At 68.7% G+C, this 15,708-nt stretch carries 16 protein-coding genes; 8 read left to right on the plus strand and 8 right to left on the minus strand.

Annotation, left to right across the window (positions count from 1 at the left end; translation table 11 throughout):
* The first annotated feature begins 73 nt into the window (after nucleotides 1-73).
* Nucleotides 74-718, plus strand: coding sequence for a PilZ domain-containing protein (locus ACJ4V0_RS09200; RefSeq protein WP_448299282.1), 645 nt, complete (start codon nucleotides 74-76; stop codon nucleotides 716-718).
* A 10-nt stretch (nucleotides 719-728) separates the two neighbouring features.
* Here ACJ4V0_RS09200 and purN read toward each other — a convergent pair whose 3' ends face one another.
* Together purN and purM are read right to left on the minus strand one after the other, a co-directional pair.
* Complete coding sequence (gene purN, locus ACJ4V0_RS09205; protein WP_448299283.1) at nucleotides 729-1,331, minus strand: phosphoribosylglycinamide formyltransferase; 603 nt, start codon at nucleotides 1,329-1,331, stop codon at nucleotides 729-731.
* Nucleotides 1,328-2,404 (minus strand): phosphoribosylformylglycinamidine cyclo-ligase, encoded by a 1,077-nt coding sequence (gene purM, locus ACJ4V0_RS09210; RefSeq protein ID WP_448299284.1) that lies wholly within the window; start codon nucleotides 2,402-2,404, stop codon nucleotides 1,328-1,330. Before purM ends, purN begins: the two co-directional genes overlap by 4 nt.
* Nucleotides 2,405-2,596: 192 nt before the next feature.
* Between purM and ACJ4V0_RS09215 the strand changes: the two genes are divergently transcribed.
* A complete protein-coding gene (locus tag ACJ4V0_RS09215) occupies nucleotides 2,597-4,894 on the plus strand; it encodes an NADP-dependent malic enzyme (protein WP_448299285.1) in 2,298 nt (765 codons plus the stop codon).
* Nucleotides 4,895-5,047: 153 nt separating this feature from the next.
* On the plus strand, nucleotides 5,048-6,586 hold the full coding sequence (locus ACJ4V0_RS09220; protein ID WP_448299286.1) for an EAL domain-containing protein: 1,539 nt from the start codon (nucleotides 5,048-5,050) through the stop codon (nucleotides 6,584-6,586).
* A 6-nt stretch (nucleotides 6,587-6,592) separates the two neighbouring features.
* On the opposite strand, the gene ACJ4V0_RS09225 is transcribed toward ACJ4V0_RS09220, so the two are convergent.
* From ACJ4V0_RS09225 to ACJ4V0_RS09235, 3 genes are all read right to left on the minus strand, one after another.
* Complete coding sequence (locus ACJ4V0_RS09225; protein ID WP_448299287.1) at nucleotides 6,593-6,751, minus strand: LrgB family protein; 159 nt, start codon at nucleotides 6,749-6,751, stop codon at nucleotides 6,593-6,595.
* Nucleotides 6,752-7,007: 256 nt separating this feature from the next.
* Nucleotides 7,008-9,128 (minus strand): lytic transglycosylase domain-containing protein, encoded by a 2,121-nt coding sequence (locus tag ACJ4V0_RS09230; RefSeq protein WP_448299288.1) that lies wholly within the window; start codon nucleotides 9,126-9,128, stop codon nucleotides 7,008-7,010.
* Nucleotides 9,129-9,435: 307 nt separating this feature from the next.
* Nucleotides 9,436-10,503, minus strand: coding sequence for a hypothetical protein (locus tag ACJ4V0_RS09235; RefSeq protein WP_448299289.1), 1,068 nt, complete (start codon nucleotides 10,501-10,503; stop codon nucleotides 9,436-9,438).
* Nucleotides 10,504-10,647: 144 nt separating this feature from the next.
* On the opposite strand from ACJ4V0_RS09235, the gene ACJ4V0_RS09240 reads away from it, so the two are divergent.
* The 5 genes from ACJ4V0_RS09240 (at nucleotide 10,648) to ACJ4V0_RS09260 (ending at nucleotide 13,728) form a co-directional block, all read left to right on the plus strand.
* Nucleotides 10,648-10,800: a hypothetical protein gene (locus ACJ4V0_RS09240; protein WP_448299290.1), complete on the plus strand. Its 153-nt coding sequence runs from the start codon at nucleotides 10,648-10,650 to the stop codon at nucleotides 10,798-10,800.
* Nucleotides 10,801-10,829: 29 nt separating this feature from the next.
* The gene (locus tag ACJ4V0_RS09245) at nucleotides 10,830-11,786 is read left to right on the plus strand and encodes an aKG-HExxH-type peptide beta-hydroxylase (protein ID WP_448299291.1); all 957 of its coding nucleotides are present in this window, start codon (nucleotides 10,830-10,832) and stop codon (nucleotides 11,784-11,786) included.
* 151 nt (nucleotides 11,787-11,937) lie between these two features.
* Nucleotides 11,938-12,822 carry a 4-hydroxy-tetrahydrodipicolinate synthase gene (dapA, locus tag ACJ4V0_RS09250; protein WP_448299292.1) on the plus strand — a complete coding sequence of 295 codons (885 nt, stop codon included), beginning with the start codon at nucleotides 11,938-11,940 and terminating at the stop codon, nucleotides 12,820-12,822.
* Between the two features lie 22 nt (nucleotides 12,823-12,844).
* The gene (smpB, locus tag ACJ4V0_RS09255; protein WP_448299293.1) at nucleotides 12,845-13,318 is read left to right on the plus strand and encodes an SsrA-binding protein SmpB; all 474 of its coding nucleotides are present in this window, start codon (nucleotides 12,845-12,847) and stop codon (nucleotides 13,316-13,318) included.
* Between the two features lie 23 nt (nucleotides 13,319-13,341).
* The gene (locus tag ACJ4V0_RS09260; RefSeq protein WP_448299294.1) at nucleotides 13,342-13,728 is read left to right on the plus strand and encodes a VOC family protein; all 387 of its coding nucleotides are present in this window, start codon (nucleotides 13,342-13,344) and stop codon (nucleotides 13,726-13,728) included.
* 114 nt (nucleotides 13,729-13,842) lie between these two features.
* Here ACJ4V0_RS09260 and ACJ4V0_RS09265 read toward each other — a convergent pair whose 3' ends face one another.
* From ACJ4V0_RS09265 to ACJ4V0_RS09275, 3 genes are all read right to left on the minus strand, one after another.
* Entirely contained in the window at nucleotides 13,843-14,562 is a 720-nt protein-coding gene (locus ACJ4V0_RS09265; RefSeq protein WP_448299295.1) for a superoxide dismutase, read from the minus strand.
* Nucleotides 14,563-14,673: 111 nt separating this feature from the next.
* On the minus strand, nucleotides 14,674-14,949 hold the full coding sequence (locus ACJ4V0_RS09270) for a hypothetical protein (RefSeq protein WP_448299296.1): 276 nt from the start codon (nucleotides 14,947-14,949) through the stop codon (nucleotides 14,674-14,676).
* An 89-nt stretch (nucleotides 14,950-15,038) separates the two neighbouring features.
* A complete protein-coding gene (locus tag ACJ4V0_RS09275) occupies nucleotides 15,039-15,707 on the minus strand; it encodes a uracil-DNA glycosylase (RefSeq protein WP_448299297.1) in 669 nt (222 codons plus the stop codon).
* Nucleotide 15,708: the final 1 nt, after the last annotated feature.

The raw sequence follows: 15,708 nt of genomic DNA on the forward strand, positions 1-15,708 counted from the left end.
TCATTTAAACGCGTTTTATTGGCCCGCCCGCTAGCTGGCACGCGAGCGCTTCATCGCCGCGACCCCTCGTGCCATGCCCAAGATCATCACCGCCCTGTCTGCAACGGCCGACTATGTCGGCATGGAGCGACGCGCCGAGCCGCGCGTGATCATGAGCATGCCCGGAACATACTCGCTGTCCTCGATGCGCGACGACAGCGGCCGGCGCCGGGAATTCGCCTGCCGCGCCATCAACGTCTCCAGCCGCGCCATGATGCTCGCCTGTCCGGTGAAGGGGCCGGCGGGCGACCGCGCGATCGCCTATTTCCGCACGTTCGGCAAGCTGTCCGGCCGCATCATCCGGGTTCTGGAGGGCGGCTTCGTCATGAACCTGACCCTGTCCGAGGAGGCGAGAGCCCGGCTGGTCAGCCGCCTCGCCTGGATGGAGGACCACAAGAACCTCGACCTGCACGACAAGCGGCTCCACGCCCGCATGGTGCCGCGCGAGCCCTATTCGATGCTGACCTTCGTGGACGGCAGCGTCCTGTCCTGCCTGGTTATGGACATGTCGGTGACGGGTGCGGCGATTTCCGCCGACGTCGTGCCGGAGGTGGGCACGCTGCTGGCGGTCGGGCGCATCGCGGCGCGGGTCTGCCGGCATTTCCCGGAGGGGTTCGCGGTGGAGTTCCTCGATGACCAGGACCCGGCGGCGCTCGATCGCCTGCTGCTGCGGCCGTGAACGGCGCGTGTCAGAGCAGCCGGTATTCGGTGGCGATCATCCTGAGCGCCTGCGGGTAGATGCGGTGCTCGACCTCCAGCACGCGCTGGCCAAGGCTCTCCGGCGTATCGCCCGGCAGCACCGTCACCGCCTCCTGCAGGATGATCTCGCCCTCGTCCATGCCGGGCGTGACGAAATGCACCGTCGCGCCGTGTTCCCTCGCCCCGTCGGCGAGAGCCCGTGCGTGGGTGTCGAGCCCCTTGTAGGCGGGCAGCAGCGCAGGGTGGATGTTGATCATCCGTCCCTCCCACCTGCCCACGAACCAGGGGGTGAGAATGCGCATGAAGCCGGCGAGGCAGACGAGGTCGACGCGGTGGCGCTCGAGTTCGGCCTGCATGGCCTGTTCGAAGGCCTCGCGGTTCCGGCTGAAGGCGCGGTGGTCGACGGTCGCCGTGGCGATGCCGCTGGCGGCGGCGATGGCGAGACCGCCGGCGTCCGGCACGTTGGACAGCACCAGCACGATCTCGGCCGGATAGTCCGGCGCCTTCGCCGCCTCGATCAGCGCCGCCATGTTGGAGCCGCGGCCGGAGATCAGGATGGCGACGCGCTTCTTCGGCGACGATCCCGCGCTCACAGCGCCAGCGCCCCACGGAAGGTGACGCGCGGCTCCGCCGCGGCCTCGGTGATGCGGCCGAGGGTGACGATGGTCTCGCCGGCGAGGTTGAAGGCCTCGGTGACGCGCGCCGCCTCGCCCGCCGCCACCACGATCACCATGCCGATGCCGCAGTTGAAGGTGCGCACCATCTCGGCCTGGGCGAGGCCGCCGACCTTCGCCAGCCAGCCGAAGACCGCCGGCACGGCGATGGAGGCGAGGTCGATCTCAGCGCCCGTGCCTTCCGGGAGCACCCGCGGGATGTTGTCGACGAAGCCGCCGCCGGTGATATGGGCCAGCGCCTTGATCGCCTTGGTGCCGCGATGCACGGCCATGACACTCTTCACGTAGATGCGGGTCGGCTCCAGCAGCGCCTCGCCGAGGCTGCGATCCCCGTCGAAGGGCGCGGGTGCATCCCAGCCGAGGCCCGACACCTCGGCGATCTTGCGCACCAGCGAATAGCCGTTGGAATGGACGCCGGAGGAGGCAAGGCCCAGCACCACGTCGCCGGCCTGGACGTCCTGGCGCGGCAGCAGCGTGCCGCGCTCGGCAGCGCCCACCGAGAAGCCCGCGAGGTCGTAGTCTCCGTCCGCATAGAGTCCCGGCATCTCGGCCGTCTCGCCGCCAATGAGCGCGCAGCCGGCCTGCCGGCAGCCGAGGGCGATGCCCTTGACGACCTGAGCGGCCGCCTCCGGCGACAGCTTGCCCGTGGCGAAATAGTCGAGGAAGAACAGCGGCTCGGCGCCCTGCACCACGAGGTCGTTGACGCACATGGCGACGAGGTCGATGCCGATGGTGTCGTGCTTGTCGGTCTCGATTGCGATCTTGATCTTGGTGCCGACGCCGTCATTGGCCGCCACCAGCACGGGGTCCTTGAAGCCGGCCGCCTTCAGGTCGAACAGGCCGCCGAAGCCGCCGATCTCGGCGTCCGCGCCCGGGCGCGCGGTGGCGCGGACCAGCGGCTTGATCATGTCGACCATCCGGTTGCCGGCATCGATGTCGACGCCGGCCTGCGAATAGGTCAGTCCGTTGGTGGGTTTCGGCTTGTCGGTCACGGCGCTCGTCTCGCGGGAAATGCCCGATTAGCCCTTGTGCCGCCGGCCCGCAACGCCGAAGCCGTCGCCGGCGATCTTTTCCCCCGCCGCAGGGATGCTTGGCCGAGGGATGGTCTTCCAGCCGTTGCGGCAATGTCGGAGATTGACGCCGGACGGCCGCGCGGCGCATGACCGGCCGGGGAGACCAGTGGCATGACGAAGTCGATCACCGACGATCTCAAATCCGGCGCGCTCATCTATCATCGCCTGCCGAGGCCGGGAAAGCTTGAGATTCAGGCGACCAAGCCGCTCGGCAACCAGCGCGACCTGGCGCTGGCCTATTCGCCCGGCGTCGCGGCCGCCTGCGAGGCGATCGTCGCCGACCCGGCCCAGGCCGCCGAACTGACCATCCGCGCCAATCTCGTCGCCGTCGTCTCCAACGGCACCGCGGTCCTCGGCCTCGGCGACATCGGCCCGCTCGCCAGCAAGCCGGTGATGGAAGGCAAGGCGGTCCTGTTCAAGAAGTTCGCCGGCATCGACGTCTTCGACATCGAGATCGACGCCCGCGAGGTCGACCGCATCGTCGACGTGGTGGCGGCGCTGGAGCCGACCTTCGGCGGCATCAACCTCGAGGACATCAAGGCTCCCGAGTGCTTCGAGGTCGAACGCCGCCTGCGCGAACGCATGGGCATCCCCGTCTTCCACGACGACCAGCACGGCACCGCCATCATCGTCGCCGCCGCCGTGACCAACGCGCTGGCGCTGATGGGCAAGGCCATCGAGGACGTGAAGATCGTCGCCTCCGGCGCGGGCGCCGCCGCCATCGCCTGCCTCAACCTGCTGCGCGAACTCGGCGCGAAGGTCGAGAACATCTGGGTCTCGGACATCGAGGGCGTCGTCTACAAGGGCCGCGAGACGCTCATGGACCCCTACAAGGCGGTCTATGCCAAGGACACCAACGCCCGTTCGCTCGGCGACATCATCGGCGACGCCGACATCTTCCTCGGCCTGTCGGCGGCCGGCGTCCTGAAGCCCGACATGGTCCAGCGCATGGCGGCCGGTCCCCTCATCATGGCCCTCGCCAATCCCAATCCGGAGATCATGCCGGAGGAGGCACGTGCCGCCAAACCCGACGCCATGATCTGCACGGGCCGCTCCGACTATCCCAACCAGGTCAACAACGTCCTCTGCTTCCCCTACATCTTCCGCGGCGCGCTCGACTGCGGCGCCACCGCCATCAACGAGGCGATGAAGCTCGCCGCCGTGCGTGCCATTGCCGGCCTTGCCCGCGAGGCGCCGTCCGACGTCGTGGCGCGCGCCTATGGCGGCGAGGTCGGTACCTTCGGCGCCGGCAGTCTCATTCCCTCGCCCTTCGATCCACGCCTCATCCTGCGCATCGCCCCGGCGGTCGCGAAGGCCGCCATGGAGACCGGCGTCGCCACCCGGCCGATCGCCGATTTCAAGGCCTACGAGGCCGAGCTCTCGCGCTTCGTTTTCCGCTCGGGCCTGCTGATGAAACCTGTCTTCGACAAGGCGCGGCAGAACCCCAAGCGCGTCATCTATGCCGAAGGCGAGGACGAACGCATCCTGCGCGCGGCGCAGGTCGTCGTGGAGGACGGGCTCGCCTTTCCCGTGCTGATCGGACGCCCCGCCATCGTCGAGCAGCGGCTGGAGCGTTTCGGACTGTCGATCAAGCCCGGCAAGGACTTCGAGCTCGTCGATCCGCAGTCCGATCCGCGCTACCGGGACTATGTCGCAACCTATCACGACCGCACCGGGCGCCGCGGTGTGACGCCGGATGCGGCGCGCACCATCATCCGCACCGCCAACTCCGCGATCGCCGCCGTGGCTCTCGAGCGCGGGGACGTGGACGCCATGATCTGCGGGGTCGAGGGACGCTTCAACACGCATCTGCGCCACATCCGCCAGGTGATCGGCCTGAAGGAGGGCGCCAACGGCCTTGCCGCCCTCTCGCTCCTCATCACCTCCAAGGGGCCGCTCTTCATCGCCGACACCCATGTCACGGCCGATCCGACCCCCGACCAGCTTGCCGACATGGTCTGCACCGCCGCCGAGCATGTGCGGCGCTTCGGCCTCGAACCGAAGATCGCACTCGTCTCCCATTCCGATTTCGGCAGCTACGACGATGACGTAGCGCTGAAGATGCAGGCCGCGCTGAAGATCCTGTGGGAGCGGGCGCCGGACCTCGAGGTCGATGGCGAGATGCATGCCGACACGGCGCTGCTGCCGGACCTGCGCGAAAGGGTCTTTCCGCAGTCGCGGCTGACGGGCGTCGCCAACGTCCTCATCATGCCCAACCTGTCCGCCGCCAACATCGCCTTCCAGGTCATCAAGGTGCTGGCGGATGCGCTGCCCGTCGGACCCATCCTGGTGGGGCAGGCGAGGCCCGCCCACATTCTCACCTCCTCCGTCACCGCCCGCGGCGTGGTCAACATGACGGCGCTGGCCGTGGTGGAAGCACAGGAGCAGGATCAGGAGCGTCCGCGCTGACGCAGGGTCAAGAAACACCCCATTAAGCATCCCCCCATAAACTGCTGAAAATTTTACGCGATCCGGCCTGGAGCATGCCGGTCGCGTGCATGCGGTGGAGTGGGCGTGAGCGCGGTCTCGCGAAAGAGAGGCCTGGTCTGGTTGGCGGCTGCGATGTTGGTTGTCGCGCTACCGCTTGGCTCCTATCTCGGCGCGGAAACCTGGCTCCGCCGCAGCCTCCAGTCTCATGTCGACCAGCGGGCGTCGATCATTCTGGAGCGGATGGAGAATGCCATTGTCCGTGCGACGTTGTCGCTGCGGGAGGCGCAGACGAAGCAGATCGAGGATTGCAGCGCCGGCGACCGCGAGACGCTGCGCCTGCTGGTCTTCGAGTCGCCGGTTCTGAAGGAGATCGCCGTTCTCAGTCCCGATGGCGGGATCCGCTGCAACAATATCGGCGGTCTCGTTCAGATCACGCCGGCGTCCACCCCTTTCGTAACACGTGAGCCCCACCTGTCGCTGTCCATCGTGCACGCGCGTGGCCCGCATGGGCGGGCCCTGCGGGTCATCCTGTCCTCGCCGATCGGGGTAACGACCGGTGGTCTGCTCTCCGTCGGATTGTTCGTTCCCTACAGCGACATTCAGTCATCGAACCTCGGACTGGCCCTTGACGTGGAATTGTTGCCGCGGGGGCGGCTGGTTGCGGTTCGCGGGCCGGGCAGTGTCGAGGGCACGCGGGACGTCCACGGGATCCGGCACTCGGAGCGCTATCCGATCCGCATCCAGACAACGGCCTCCGAGGGTGCCTGGCGTCAGAAGCACGGATGGGTCGTCAAGGCGTCAGTCGGCGGCGGTCTCGGCTTCGGTCTGCTGATCGGCGCCCTGATTCTCGTGGGATGGCGCGAGCGCGGTCCCATGGCGGACATGGAGAGGGCGCTGAGGAACGGCGAGTTCATTCCGCACTACCAGCCGGTTGTGGACATCGACACCGGGCGCATCCTCGGCTGCGAAGCCCTCGTGCGCTGGCGCAAGCCGGACGGCACCATCATTCCGCCAAGCGCCTTCATCGGCGATGCGGAGCGCTCCGGCTTCATCTTCCCGCTGACGCTCGCGGTCATGCGGCACGCCGCCGAGGAACTCGGCCCTCTCTATGCGGCGCGGCCGAACCTCAAATGCGGCTTCAACCTCTGCGCCGCACATTTCCGGGACGAGCGGATCGTCGGCGATGTCGCTTCCATCTTCTCCCATTCCGAGCTGAAGCTGACTCAGGTCCTGCTGGAGGTCACCGAGCGCGATCCGCTGCCCGACATGGAGCGGGCGCGCGGCATCATCGCAAAATTCCAGGAGATGGGCGTGCGCGTCGCGCTCGACGACGTGGGCACCGGTCATGGCGGGATGAGCTATCTCCTCAAGCTGCGCGTCGATGTCATGAAGATCGACAAGCTCTTCATCGACGCGCTCGGGGCCGAGCGCCTGTCGACGGCTATCGTCGACAGCCTCATCGATCTCGCCGCCCACCTGAACATGGAAGTCATCGCCGAGGGCGTCGAGACCTTCGAGCAGGTCGAGGCACTGCGCCGCCGCGGCGTGCGCTCCGCCCAGGGCTATGTCTTCGCCCCGCCGCTGCCGGGTTCGTCCTACCGCCAGCTCGTCGAGGCGATGGAGCCTCCGGTAGCGGTGCGCCCGCCGGCCAAGAAGGCCCTCCGGGGCTGAGCCCGCTCACGGCCAGAGCCATCGCCAGACCAGCGGCACCAGAAGGGCGCTCATCAGCCCGTTCAGCCCCAGCGCGATGCCGGCGAGGGTTCCCGTGGCCCGGTCGATCTGAAACGCCGGCGCCGTCCTGAGAGCGTGGGCCGCCAGGCCCGCTGCAAAGCCCAATCAAGACGGTGACGACCAAGGCCAGCCGCGCCGTGCGAGGCGAGGAGGGCGGCCAGAGCGCCACCCCTCCGACGCCGGCCGGCGCGCAGGCGGACCATCAGCGGCAGCATCATGACGAACCCGATCACCCGGCCTTACGGAATCGGAATCGGAGCTCGCAAAGGCACCGCCAAGCGGCTGGACCGACTCGGCTTTCGCCCTTCACCGGAATCTGAGCGTCAGCTTGCACGGTGTTGGGAGGAGGTCCCCGTCCGCGTCAGTTCGCGCGCCCGCGCCTGAGGTCGGCCTCGATGCGCAGCGAAGACCCGCCGCCGAGGCGCGCGCGATAGACCTGCACATTCTCCATCACCCGCTGCACGTAGTTGCGCGTCTCGGTGAAGGGGATGCGCTCGACCCAGTCGACGGGGTCGACGGACGGGTCGCGCGGATCGCCGTACTTCTGGATCCATTCCCGTGCGCGTGCGCGTCCGGCGTTGTAGGCGACGAAGGTGAGGATGTAGCTGCCGTTGAACTCGGCCACGAGTTCGCCGAGATGGGCTGCGCCGAGGCGCGCATTGTAGGCGGGGTCCGAGGTCAGCCGCCCCTGGTCGAAGGCGACGCCGTGATTGCGGGCGGTCGCGCGCGCGGTCGCGGGCATGAGCTGCAAAAGTCCGCGCGCGCCCGCGTGGCTGACGACCCGGTGGTCGAAGGTCGATTCCTGCCGGGCGATGGCATAGACGACCGCGCGGTCCACCGGCGGGCCGACATGGGCGTAGTTGGGGATGCCCATGGTCGGGAAGGCCTGCATGTCGAAGGGCAGGCCGCGGTTGTTGGCGAGCTTGCCGAGGGTGAGCACGCCCTTGGCGTCGCCGGCGCGCGCCGCGACCTCCGCGGCCGCATGCAGCGTGCCGTGGTCGCCGGCGCGAAGGCCGAGATCGGCGAGGATCAGGCGCGCGAGATCCTTCTCATCCAGCCGGTAGAGCATGCCGAGCGCCCGCGCATAGGCGGCGCTCGCCGCCGTCGTGTCGCTCGGACGGCGGATTGGCAGGTCGGCGAGGCCGAGCTTTGCCCGCGCCAGTTGGCCGTAGTAGTGCGTCGAGTGGCGCGCCGCCGCCTCGTAGTGCTGGCGCGCCTGGCCCTGGTGGCCGGCCGCCTCATGGGCCCGCGCCAGCCAGTACTGCGCCCGCGACTGCGACATCGGCGTGGTCGCCGCCTGACGCGCCGCCTCGAAATGCCGCACCGCCATCGTCGCGTCGTTGAGGTGACGCAGCGCCAGCCAGCCGGCGTGGAACTCGGCGTCGACTCGCACCGGGCCGGACCTCACCGCATGGGTGGAGGCCACCTGATAGGCGGCGCGGGCCTGGCCGGCATCGAGCAGCTTGCGCACCATCACGCGGCGCTCGACCCACCAGTCCTCCGGCTTGCCGAGCACGGCCGGATCGCGCGGCGCGTTGACGAGGATCGGCACCGCCTCCATGGCGCGGTCCTCGCGACGCAGCCACTGGGCGCGGGCGAAGAGATAGGCAGGGTCGCGGTGCAGGCTCGCTGGCACCTGGGCGAGCAGGGCGCCGCCATTGGAACGTTGCGCGCCGATGGCGAGGAAGGCGCGGGCGATCGCCAACTGTCCGGCGCCTAGCCGCTGGGCGGCGCGCATGGCGGTCGCCGTCTCGCTCTCGTGCAGCATGCGGTCGAGACGCATCTTGTGGTCGGTGGCAGTCAGGGCGGAGCCGAACTCGGCGACCACCCGCTGCTCGACCTCGGCGGAGAGATCGGAGTGGTGCCAGACATCGCGGATGAGGCGGATCGCCCGCCCGCCGTCACCGCCGCGCTTCAGCGCGATGGCCAGCGCGATCTTGCCCTTGGCCGATGTCGGCTGGCGATGGGCGAAGAACTGCCGGACGCTCGCCGCGTCGGCGTTGTTCTCCAGCAGCGACCCCTCGGCGCGCAGCCGGATGCGCTGGCTTGCCGGGAAGCTCGGATGGGCGGCGAGGAAGGCAGCCTGCCGGGCAAAGCCGACGGAGTCGTTCGAGCGCAGGATGGCCCATTCGGCCACGACCTTCGCCACCGGATCGCGGATCTGGTCGCGGGCCGCCGTCGCCTGGTCGGCGCGCCCGGCCCGGGCCGCGGTGATGGCGCGGCCGAGGGCCGCCACATCGGCCTCGCCCGCCGTGCCGGCCGCCGGACGCCAGACCTGCTGGTCCCGCGAGATCGAGGCGGTGGTCGCAGGCTCGGCTGCCGCGTAGCTCGTCAGTTGCGGAGACACCTGCGTGGCCGGCTCGCCGTCGCCCTCGCTCCGGGCGACGACCTCGCTGTTGGCGCATCCGGCCATCGTCAGGATCGTCAGTGCGACGCCGGCCAGGAGGGAAGGGCGCGGCATGCGGGGAGCGGTCGGGGCCATGGGCGAGGGTCCGTCCTGATAACGCAACGCGGAGCGACCTCATTCGAACGGGAATGTGGTCTCGGAGAGGTGGTTATCAGGCCGTTTTCCTTGATGCTTCCTTGACGGAGAGGGGGGCAACCGCGCGGCGTGGTTAAGCGGCCGTAAAGGATGCGGCAGCGCGTCGCACGTCGATCAGGGGCTTGCAGGAGCGTGACGCTCTGTGGTATCTAGGAAAATATCCTCATAAATGTATCTCGACAGGGATTTGAGCCTCGGCAGCGTGCCTGGTTGTGGAACCGCGCGTCTTCAACGGTTGCGGTCGGCGTCATCCCCGGCGCCGGTCACCCCCAAGACGACGGACAAGTCCGCCGATCGTGGCGCGCAGGCCCCGGTGTGGGGCGGCAGCCATGACGATCTCGCGCTGGTGGTCGCGCAGGGCGTTGATCTCGTCATAGGCGACGATGGCGTTCGGCGGCAGCGCGGCCGGGTCGAGGGCGAAGCGGGCGTCGCTGGCCGGCGTATCGATCGCCCTCAGGTACTCGGCGAACCGCTCGTGGGCAAAGCGCATGGTCGCCATACGTGTCGGGGAAGGGTGGTCGGCGAGCCTGCCGACGGTCGGATTGGTATTGATCTCATAGATCTGCGGCCGGCCGCCGACGAGGCCGAAGTCGGCACGTCCATAGGCGATCCCGGCAATGTCGAAGGCCGTCCCGAGCGTCTCCGCAAGCATGTTGTCCCGCACCGCCTTGTCGTCCTCGCGATAGGTCTCTTCGCCGACGAGGCCCTGCCGGCCCCATTTGACGTTCCAGTTGTCTTCCGTGACCACGTGGTCGAGGTGGATGCGGTTGCCGATGCGATAGGCGCCGTAGCGCCGGAAGAGTCCCGGCGCGACGGGCTCGGCGCAGTACTCGATGACCACAAGGCGGCCAAGGGCATGGCCGGCGGCCTCCAGGGCAACGAGCGCCGCGTCGAGGGCGGCCTGGTCGGCAAGAAGCCCGGTGAGCGCCGGTTCGTGAGAGGCCTCAATGCGCACGAAGACGGGAAATCGCGTCGGCCGCGGGAAGCCGTCCGCGCGATAGGCGTCGAAATCGTTGATGCCGGCCTCGTGCAGGGCACGCAGGAGGCCGTAGCGGGTCCGCGCACGCGCGAGATCGTTCACGACCCTGAAGCCCGTCTTCGTCGCCATCTGGCGATAGACCTGCGCCGCCAGGGCGATCTCCCGGTAAGAGAGTCGCTCGACATCGCCGAACACATAGGTACCGCCGGGCAGGTTCGAGGGCGCGAACAGGGCCTCATAGGAGAGGGCGCGGCAGTCGGGCAGGGGCGCGCCGAAATCTGCATCGAGAGCATCGATGGTATAGCGATGAGCGGCGGTGACGATGAAGACGATCATGGTCTGCAACCTGTCTGCGGGCAGCTCGGTCCTTGACAGACCAGGCGCCGGAAGGCACAGCTATCACATTCCTCTACGTCCGGACGCGCCTTCTACAAGCGAAGATGTTCGGCAATCCTCAGCAACCTCGAAGGGACGATTCTCATGACCCGTCACCCGGCTCGCCGGATCGACCTCGACCTCTCCAGGCTGCTCGGCGTCCGTGTTGCGGAGGATCAGTGCGCTTCCATCGGCCGGACGGCGAGGGTCGGCACCAAACCCACCCACCCGGTCATGGTCGGCAACAAGCCCGCCTGATCACCCCAGGCCTGGCGGGTTCACGGTCGATGCCGGACAGGGTTGGTGCGCGGTTCCTCCCCGACGGTGCGTCGGCGAGCGGTCTGTTCAACACCGTGACCGGCCACTTCTGGGAAAGCCTCGCGGCGATCGAGACCGCACTGAGCGAGCCCCGGCCGCAAGCGGGGCTGGCGCGGCGTCCCTCAGTGCGCGCCTTTGCAAGCTATTTCGACCTGCTTGAAGCCGTGATCGCCGACGATCCCGACGGCGCCCGCGAGGCCTTGCGCCGCGTCCACGCTGCTCTGGCACAACCGCCGAGGGCCTTCCTGCGGAACTGGGCCGATCTCGACCCCGACGAGGCCAGCCTCTTCGACCGCCAGATCAATGTCGATCCGACGACGCGCGTCAGCCTTTCTGCACCGTCCCCCGAGGCATTTCATCGGGCCGAACAGGCACTGATGGCGGCGCTGGAACTGCTCGATGCGGCCGCGCCCGAGATTGCAGCCGAGATTCGCGCCCTCATCGGCGAGATTGTGCTGGTGGTGGGCGGCGTCAATGACAACAGCCGCTTTGACGGCGCCACCGCCTTTGCCAACTGGGGCGCGCTCTTTCTCAATGCCGACGAGCATGCCGACCGGATCGAGGCGATCGATGGCCTTGCCCACGAGTCCGCCCATGCCCTGCTCTTCGGCCATACGCTCGGCCATCCCCTGGTGGAGAACCCGCCGGACGAGCGCCATGCCTCACCGCTGCGGAGCGACCTGCGCCCTCTCGACGGCATTTTTCACGCCACCTTCGTCACCGCGCGCATGCACTATGCCCACAGCCGGGTCATGGCCTCCGGCCTGCTCGATGCCGAAGAGGTTGGGCGTGCCCGCGCCAGCCTTGAGCGCTGCCGCTCCGCCTTTGCGGACGGCCATGCCACGCTCCTCCGCCATGCCCGGATGACCCCGATGGGCGCGACCCTGATGGCGGATGCGGCCGCCTATATGGACGGGGCGGCCTGAGGAGCGACCCATCGCCGGAACGGGGAGCATCGCAGCCGGAGCCATCCTTCATGCGCTGCACCCTTGACGTTGCCCCTATTGCGAGGCTTTGTGGCCGGCCTTTCGCGGCGGTCGCACGCCGCCCATCTCGCCCGTCTTTGGAGATCGCTCCATGTCCAGCCTGTTCAAGGGATCGCTGCCCGCCCTCGTCACCCCGTTCAAGGACGGCAAGGTCGACGAGAAGGCCTTCCGCGCCCACGTGAACTGGGTGATTGCCGAGGGCTCGCACGGCATCGTGCCGGTCGGCACCACCGGCGAGAGCCCGACGCTGACCCATGACGAGCACAAGCGCGTCGTCGAGTGGGCCATCGAGGAGGCGGCGGGCCGCGTGCCGGTCATGGCCGGCGCGGGGTCCAACAACACGGCCGAGGCCATCGACTTCTCGCAGCACGCCGAGAAGGCCGGCGCGCAGGGGCTGCTGCACGTCACGCCCTATTACAACAAGCCGAGCCAGGAAGGCCTCTACCGGCACTTCAAGGCGATCGCGGAATCCACCTCGCTGCCGATCTTCATCTACAATATCCCGCCGCGCTCGGTGGTGGAGATGAGCGTGGAGACCATGGCGCGGCTTGCCGAGATCCCGAACATTGTCGGCGTCAAGGACGCGACGATGAAGCTCGACCGCGTCTCGGCCCAGCGCCAGGCCTGCGGCAAGGACTTCATCCAGCTCTCCGGCGAGGACGGCACGGCGCTCGCCCACATGGCCCATGGCGGCCATGGCTGCATCTCGGTGACGGCCAATGTCGCGCCGCGCCTCTGCGCCGAGTTCCAGAACGCCTGCCTCGCCGGCAACTATGCCAAGGCACTGGAGCTTCAGGACCAGCTGTTCCCGCTGCATCAGGCCCTGTTCGTGGAGCCGAACCCGGCCCCGTCCAAGGCGGCGCTCAGCCTGCTCGGCCGCATGTCGGACGAGGTGCGCCTGCCCATGGTGCCGGCCTCGGCCGCCACCCGCGAGACGCTGAAGAAGGCCCTCGTCCACGCCGGCCTGATGAACTGACGGGGGATCGTTCGCAAACGCCATGGCGGCAAAGCCGGACCCCAAGATCAAGGTCATCGCCGAGAACCGGCGCGGACGCTTCGACTACGAAATCCTCGACACCTTCGAGGCTGGCATCCAGCTGACCGGCACCGAGGTGAAGTCGCTGCGCGCCGCCAAGGCGACGATCGGCGAGAGCTATGCCGGGCCGTCGGGCGAGGAGTTCTTCCTCTTCAACTGCAACATCCCGGAATATCTGCAGGCCAACCGCTTCAACCACGAGCCGAAGCGGCCGCGACGGCTCCTGCTGCACAAGCGCGAGATCGCCAAGCTGACGGGGTCCGTGCAGCGCGACGGCCTCACCGTCGTGCCGCTGAAGCTCTACTTCAACGAGCAGGGCCGGGCGAAGCTGCAACTGGCACTCGCCCGCGGCAAGAAGCAGCACGACAAGCGCGACGCCGAGAAAAAGCGCGACTGGCAGCGCGACCAGGCGCGGATCATGCGCGACCGGGGGTAGGGGTCGCGGCAAGGGAGGAACGGATGGCCTTCAAGCTCGACCATGTCGTCATCCACGTCAGCGACTGGGAGAAGTCCAACGCCTTCTATCGCGATGTGCTTGGGGCGGAGGTGGTGCCGCGCGGCGCCGGTTTCGCCTACAGGATCGGCGACATCCGCCTGAACTGCCACGGCCCGGGTATCGGTCCCGTCAACGCCGTGGCGCGCCTGCCGGTCATGCCCGGCAATTCCGACATCTGCTTCGAATGGGAGGGGCCGATCGCGGCGGCGGCGGCGCATCTCGCCGCGAAGGGCGTCGCGGTCGAACTCGGGCCCATTGCCACCAACGGCGTACGCGGACCGGCGACATCGGTCTATTTCCGCGATCCCGACGGCTCGCTCCTTGAGTTCCTCAGCTATCACGCCATGTAGCGGGAACGAGAAAACCCCGGCCGCACGACGCGACCGGGGTCTCGACCGGGGCGATCGGCGTCAGGGCCGGCCAGTGGGGGGCACGGCGGCCGGCCCTGCGCGGTCCGCCGGCGATCAGGCCGATGCCTTCTGGAAGTTGGCGGCGGCCTTGTCCCAGTTGACGACGTTCCACCAGGTGGTGACGTAGTCGGGGCGGCGGTTCTGGTACTTCAGGTAATAGGCGTGCTCCCACACGTCGATGCCCATCACCACGCCCTTGACGCCGTCCATCAGCGGGTTGTCCTGGTTCGGCGTCGAGACGACGGCGAGCTTGCCGTCGCGGCCGACCACCAGCCAGCCCCAGCCCGAGCCGAAGCGGCCGACGGAGGCCTGGTTGAACTGCTGGCGCATCTTGTCGACGTCGCCGAAGGTCGCGTTGATGGCCTGCAGGAGCGGGCCGGAGGGAGCCTTGGCGCCGCCGGGCGTCATGATCTCCCAGAAATGGACGTGGTTCCAGTGACCGCCCAGCTGATTGCGCACGCCGGTCCGCAGGTTCTCCGGCACGTCCGATAGGTTGCGCAGGACCTTCTCGGTGTTGGCGGGGGTCAGTTCGCGATAGGTCTGCGAGGCGTTGTTGAGGCCGCCGAGGAAGGCGGCGTGGTGCCGCGTGTGGTGGATCTCCATCGTCATCTTGTCGATGTGCGGCTCGAGCGCGTCATAGGCATAGCCGAGCGGCGGCAGGGTGAAGGGGCCGCTGGCGGCCTGGGCGAAGACCCTGTGGCTCGCCGGGATCGACATGGTGGCGCCGATGGCGGCGGCGGTGCCGAACAGCTTGAGGGCATGGCGTCGGTTCATGGTTCTCTCTCCCGAGATTGCGGACCTGCTTCGGAGGGCGGTCTTGAGGGAAACACCTGGGGCGCGACCAATGGATGCGAAGGCGTGGTCACGAAGTCGTGAGCCGTGTCCTCAGCCGAGAAGTGCCGCGGCGGCGATACCGGCGGCTGCGGTGCCGAGCAGGGCGGCGGCGAGGGGCCAGCGGTCGAGCAGCCACAGGACGAAGGCCGGCAGCACCAGCGTCAGGAGGTAGAGGGTCGAGAAGACCGCGGCCATGGCCGCAAGCCCGTCGCGGGCGCCCGGCGGCACGGCAAGGGCGCGGGCGACCATCACGAGCCAGAAGAGGGTGCCGGCGGCGACCGTGGTCACGGTGATGAGGCGCGCGAGGCGGCGGGCGAGGGGCGACATGGTCGATGCACTTTCCGGGTCCCCGACAGGCCCGGAGCGTCATCGACCGGGTGGACCGGCCCGTTGGTCGCACCGGCGACGGGAAAGGTTCACGCTGGCGGCGGCGCCGCGTCGAGATGGCCGCGCACGGCGGCGAAGACGTCCCGGAACATCTGCGGCGTCAGCACGCCCGTGTTCGTGTTGTAGCGGGAGCAATGGTAGCTGGAGAACACCGTGACGCCGGCGGCCTCGTGCCGGCCGCCATGGCTGAAGGGCAGGCGCGAGGGCTTCTCGCCGAGCGCGCGCACGGCGCTGTCATGGCCGATCCGGCCGAGCGTGACGATGGCCGTCAGGCGCGGCATGGCGGCGATGGTGGCGGCAAGGAAACCCCGGCAGGTGTGGATCTCCTCCGTCGTCGGCTTGTTCTCCGGCGGCACGCAGCGCACCGCATTGGTGATGCGGGTATCGACGAGCGCCAGCCCGTCGTCGGGCCGTTCGTCGTAGGTGCCGCGGGCGAAGCCGAAGCCGATCAGCGTCTCGTAGAGGAGATCGCCGGCCCAGTCGCCGGTGAACGGCCGGCCCGTGCGGTTGGCGCCCTGCAGGCCGGGGGCGAGGCCGACGATGAGCAGGCGCGCATCGGCGCCGCCGAAGGAGGGGACCGGCGCATTGTGCCAGTCGTCATGGGCCGCGCGCTGCCGCTCCCGGAAGGCGACGAGGCGCGGGCACAGGGGGCAGTCGCGCCCCGGCTCGCAAGAACCCGGCTCGCAAGAAGACGTCATG

The organism is Phreatobacter aquiterrae (assembly GCF_053471285.1).

What these genes read in the sequence shown, in the direction of transcription:
- ACJ4V0_RS09200 (WP_448299282.1), top strand. Translation starts at nt 74, where the DNA reads ATGCCCAAGATCATCACCGCCCTGTCTGCAACGGCCGACTATGTCGGC.
- ACJ4V0_RS09215 (WP_448299285.1), top strand. Translation starts at nt 2,597, where the DNA reads ATGACGAAGTCGATCACCGACGATCTCAAATCCGGCGCGCTCATCTAT.
- ACJ4V0_RS09220 (WP_448299286.1), top strand. Translation starts at nt 5,048, where the DNA reads ATGTTGGTTGTCGCGCTACCGCTTGGCTCCTATCTCGGCGCGGAAACC.
- ACJ4V0_RS09230 (WP_448299288.1), bottom strand. Translation starts at nt 9,128, where the DNA reads ATGGCCCCGACCGCTCCCCGCATGCCGCGCCCTTCCCTCCTGGCCGGC.
- ACJ4V0_RS09235 (WP_448299289.1), bottom strand. Translation starts at nt 10,503, where the DNA reads ATGATCGTCTTCATCGTCACCGCCGCTCATCGCTATACCATCGATGCT.
- ACJ4V0_RS09240 (WP_448299290.1), top strand. Translation starts at nt 10,648, where the DNA reads ATGACCCGTCACCCGGCTCGCCGGATCGACCTCGACCTCTCCAGGCTG.
- ACJ4V0_RS09245 (WP_448299291.1), top strand. Translation starts at nt 10,830, where the DNA reads ATGCCGGACAGGGTTGGTGCGCGGTTCCTCCCCGACGGTGCGTCGGCG.
- dapA (WP_448299292.1), top strand. Translation starts at nt 11,938, where the DNA reads ATGTCCAGCCTGTTCAAGGGATCGCTGCCCGCCCTCGTCACCCCGTTC.
- smpB (WP_448299293.1), top strand. Translation starts at nt 12,845, where the DNA reads ATGGCGGCAAAGCCGGACCCCAAGATCAAGGTCATCGCCGAGAACCGG.
- ACJ4V0_RS09260 (WP_448299294.1), top strand. Translation starts at nt 13,342, where the DNA reads ATGGCCTTCAAGCTCGACCATGTCGTCATCCACGTCAGCGACTGGGAG.
- ACJ4V0_RS09265 (WP_448299295.1), bottom strand. Translation starts at nt 14,562, where the DNA reads ATGAACCGACGCCATGCCCTCAAGCTGTTCGGCACCGCCGCCGCCATC.
- ACJ4V0_RS09270 (WP_448299296.1), bottom strand. Translation starts at nt 14,949, where the DNA reads ATGTCGCCCCTCGCCCGCCGCCTCGCGCGCCTCATCACCGTGACCACG.
- ACJ4V0_RS09275 (WP_448299297.1), bottom strand. Translation starts at nt 15,707, where the DNA reads ATGACGTCTTCTTGCGAGCCGGGTTCTTGCGAGCCGGGGCGCGACTGC.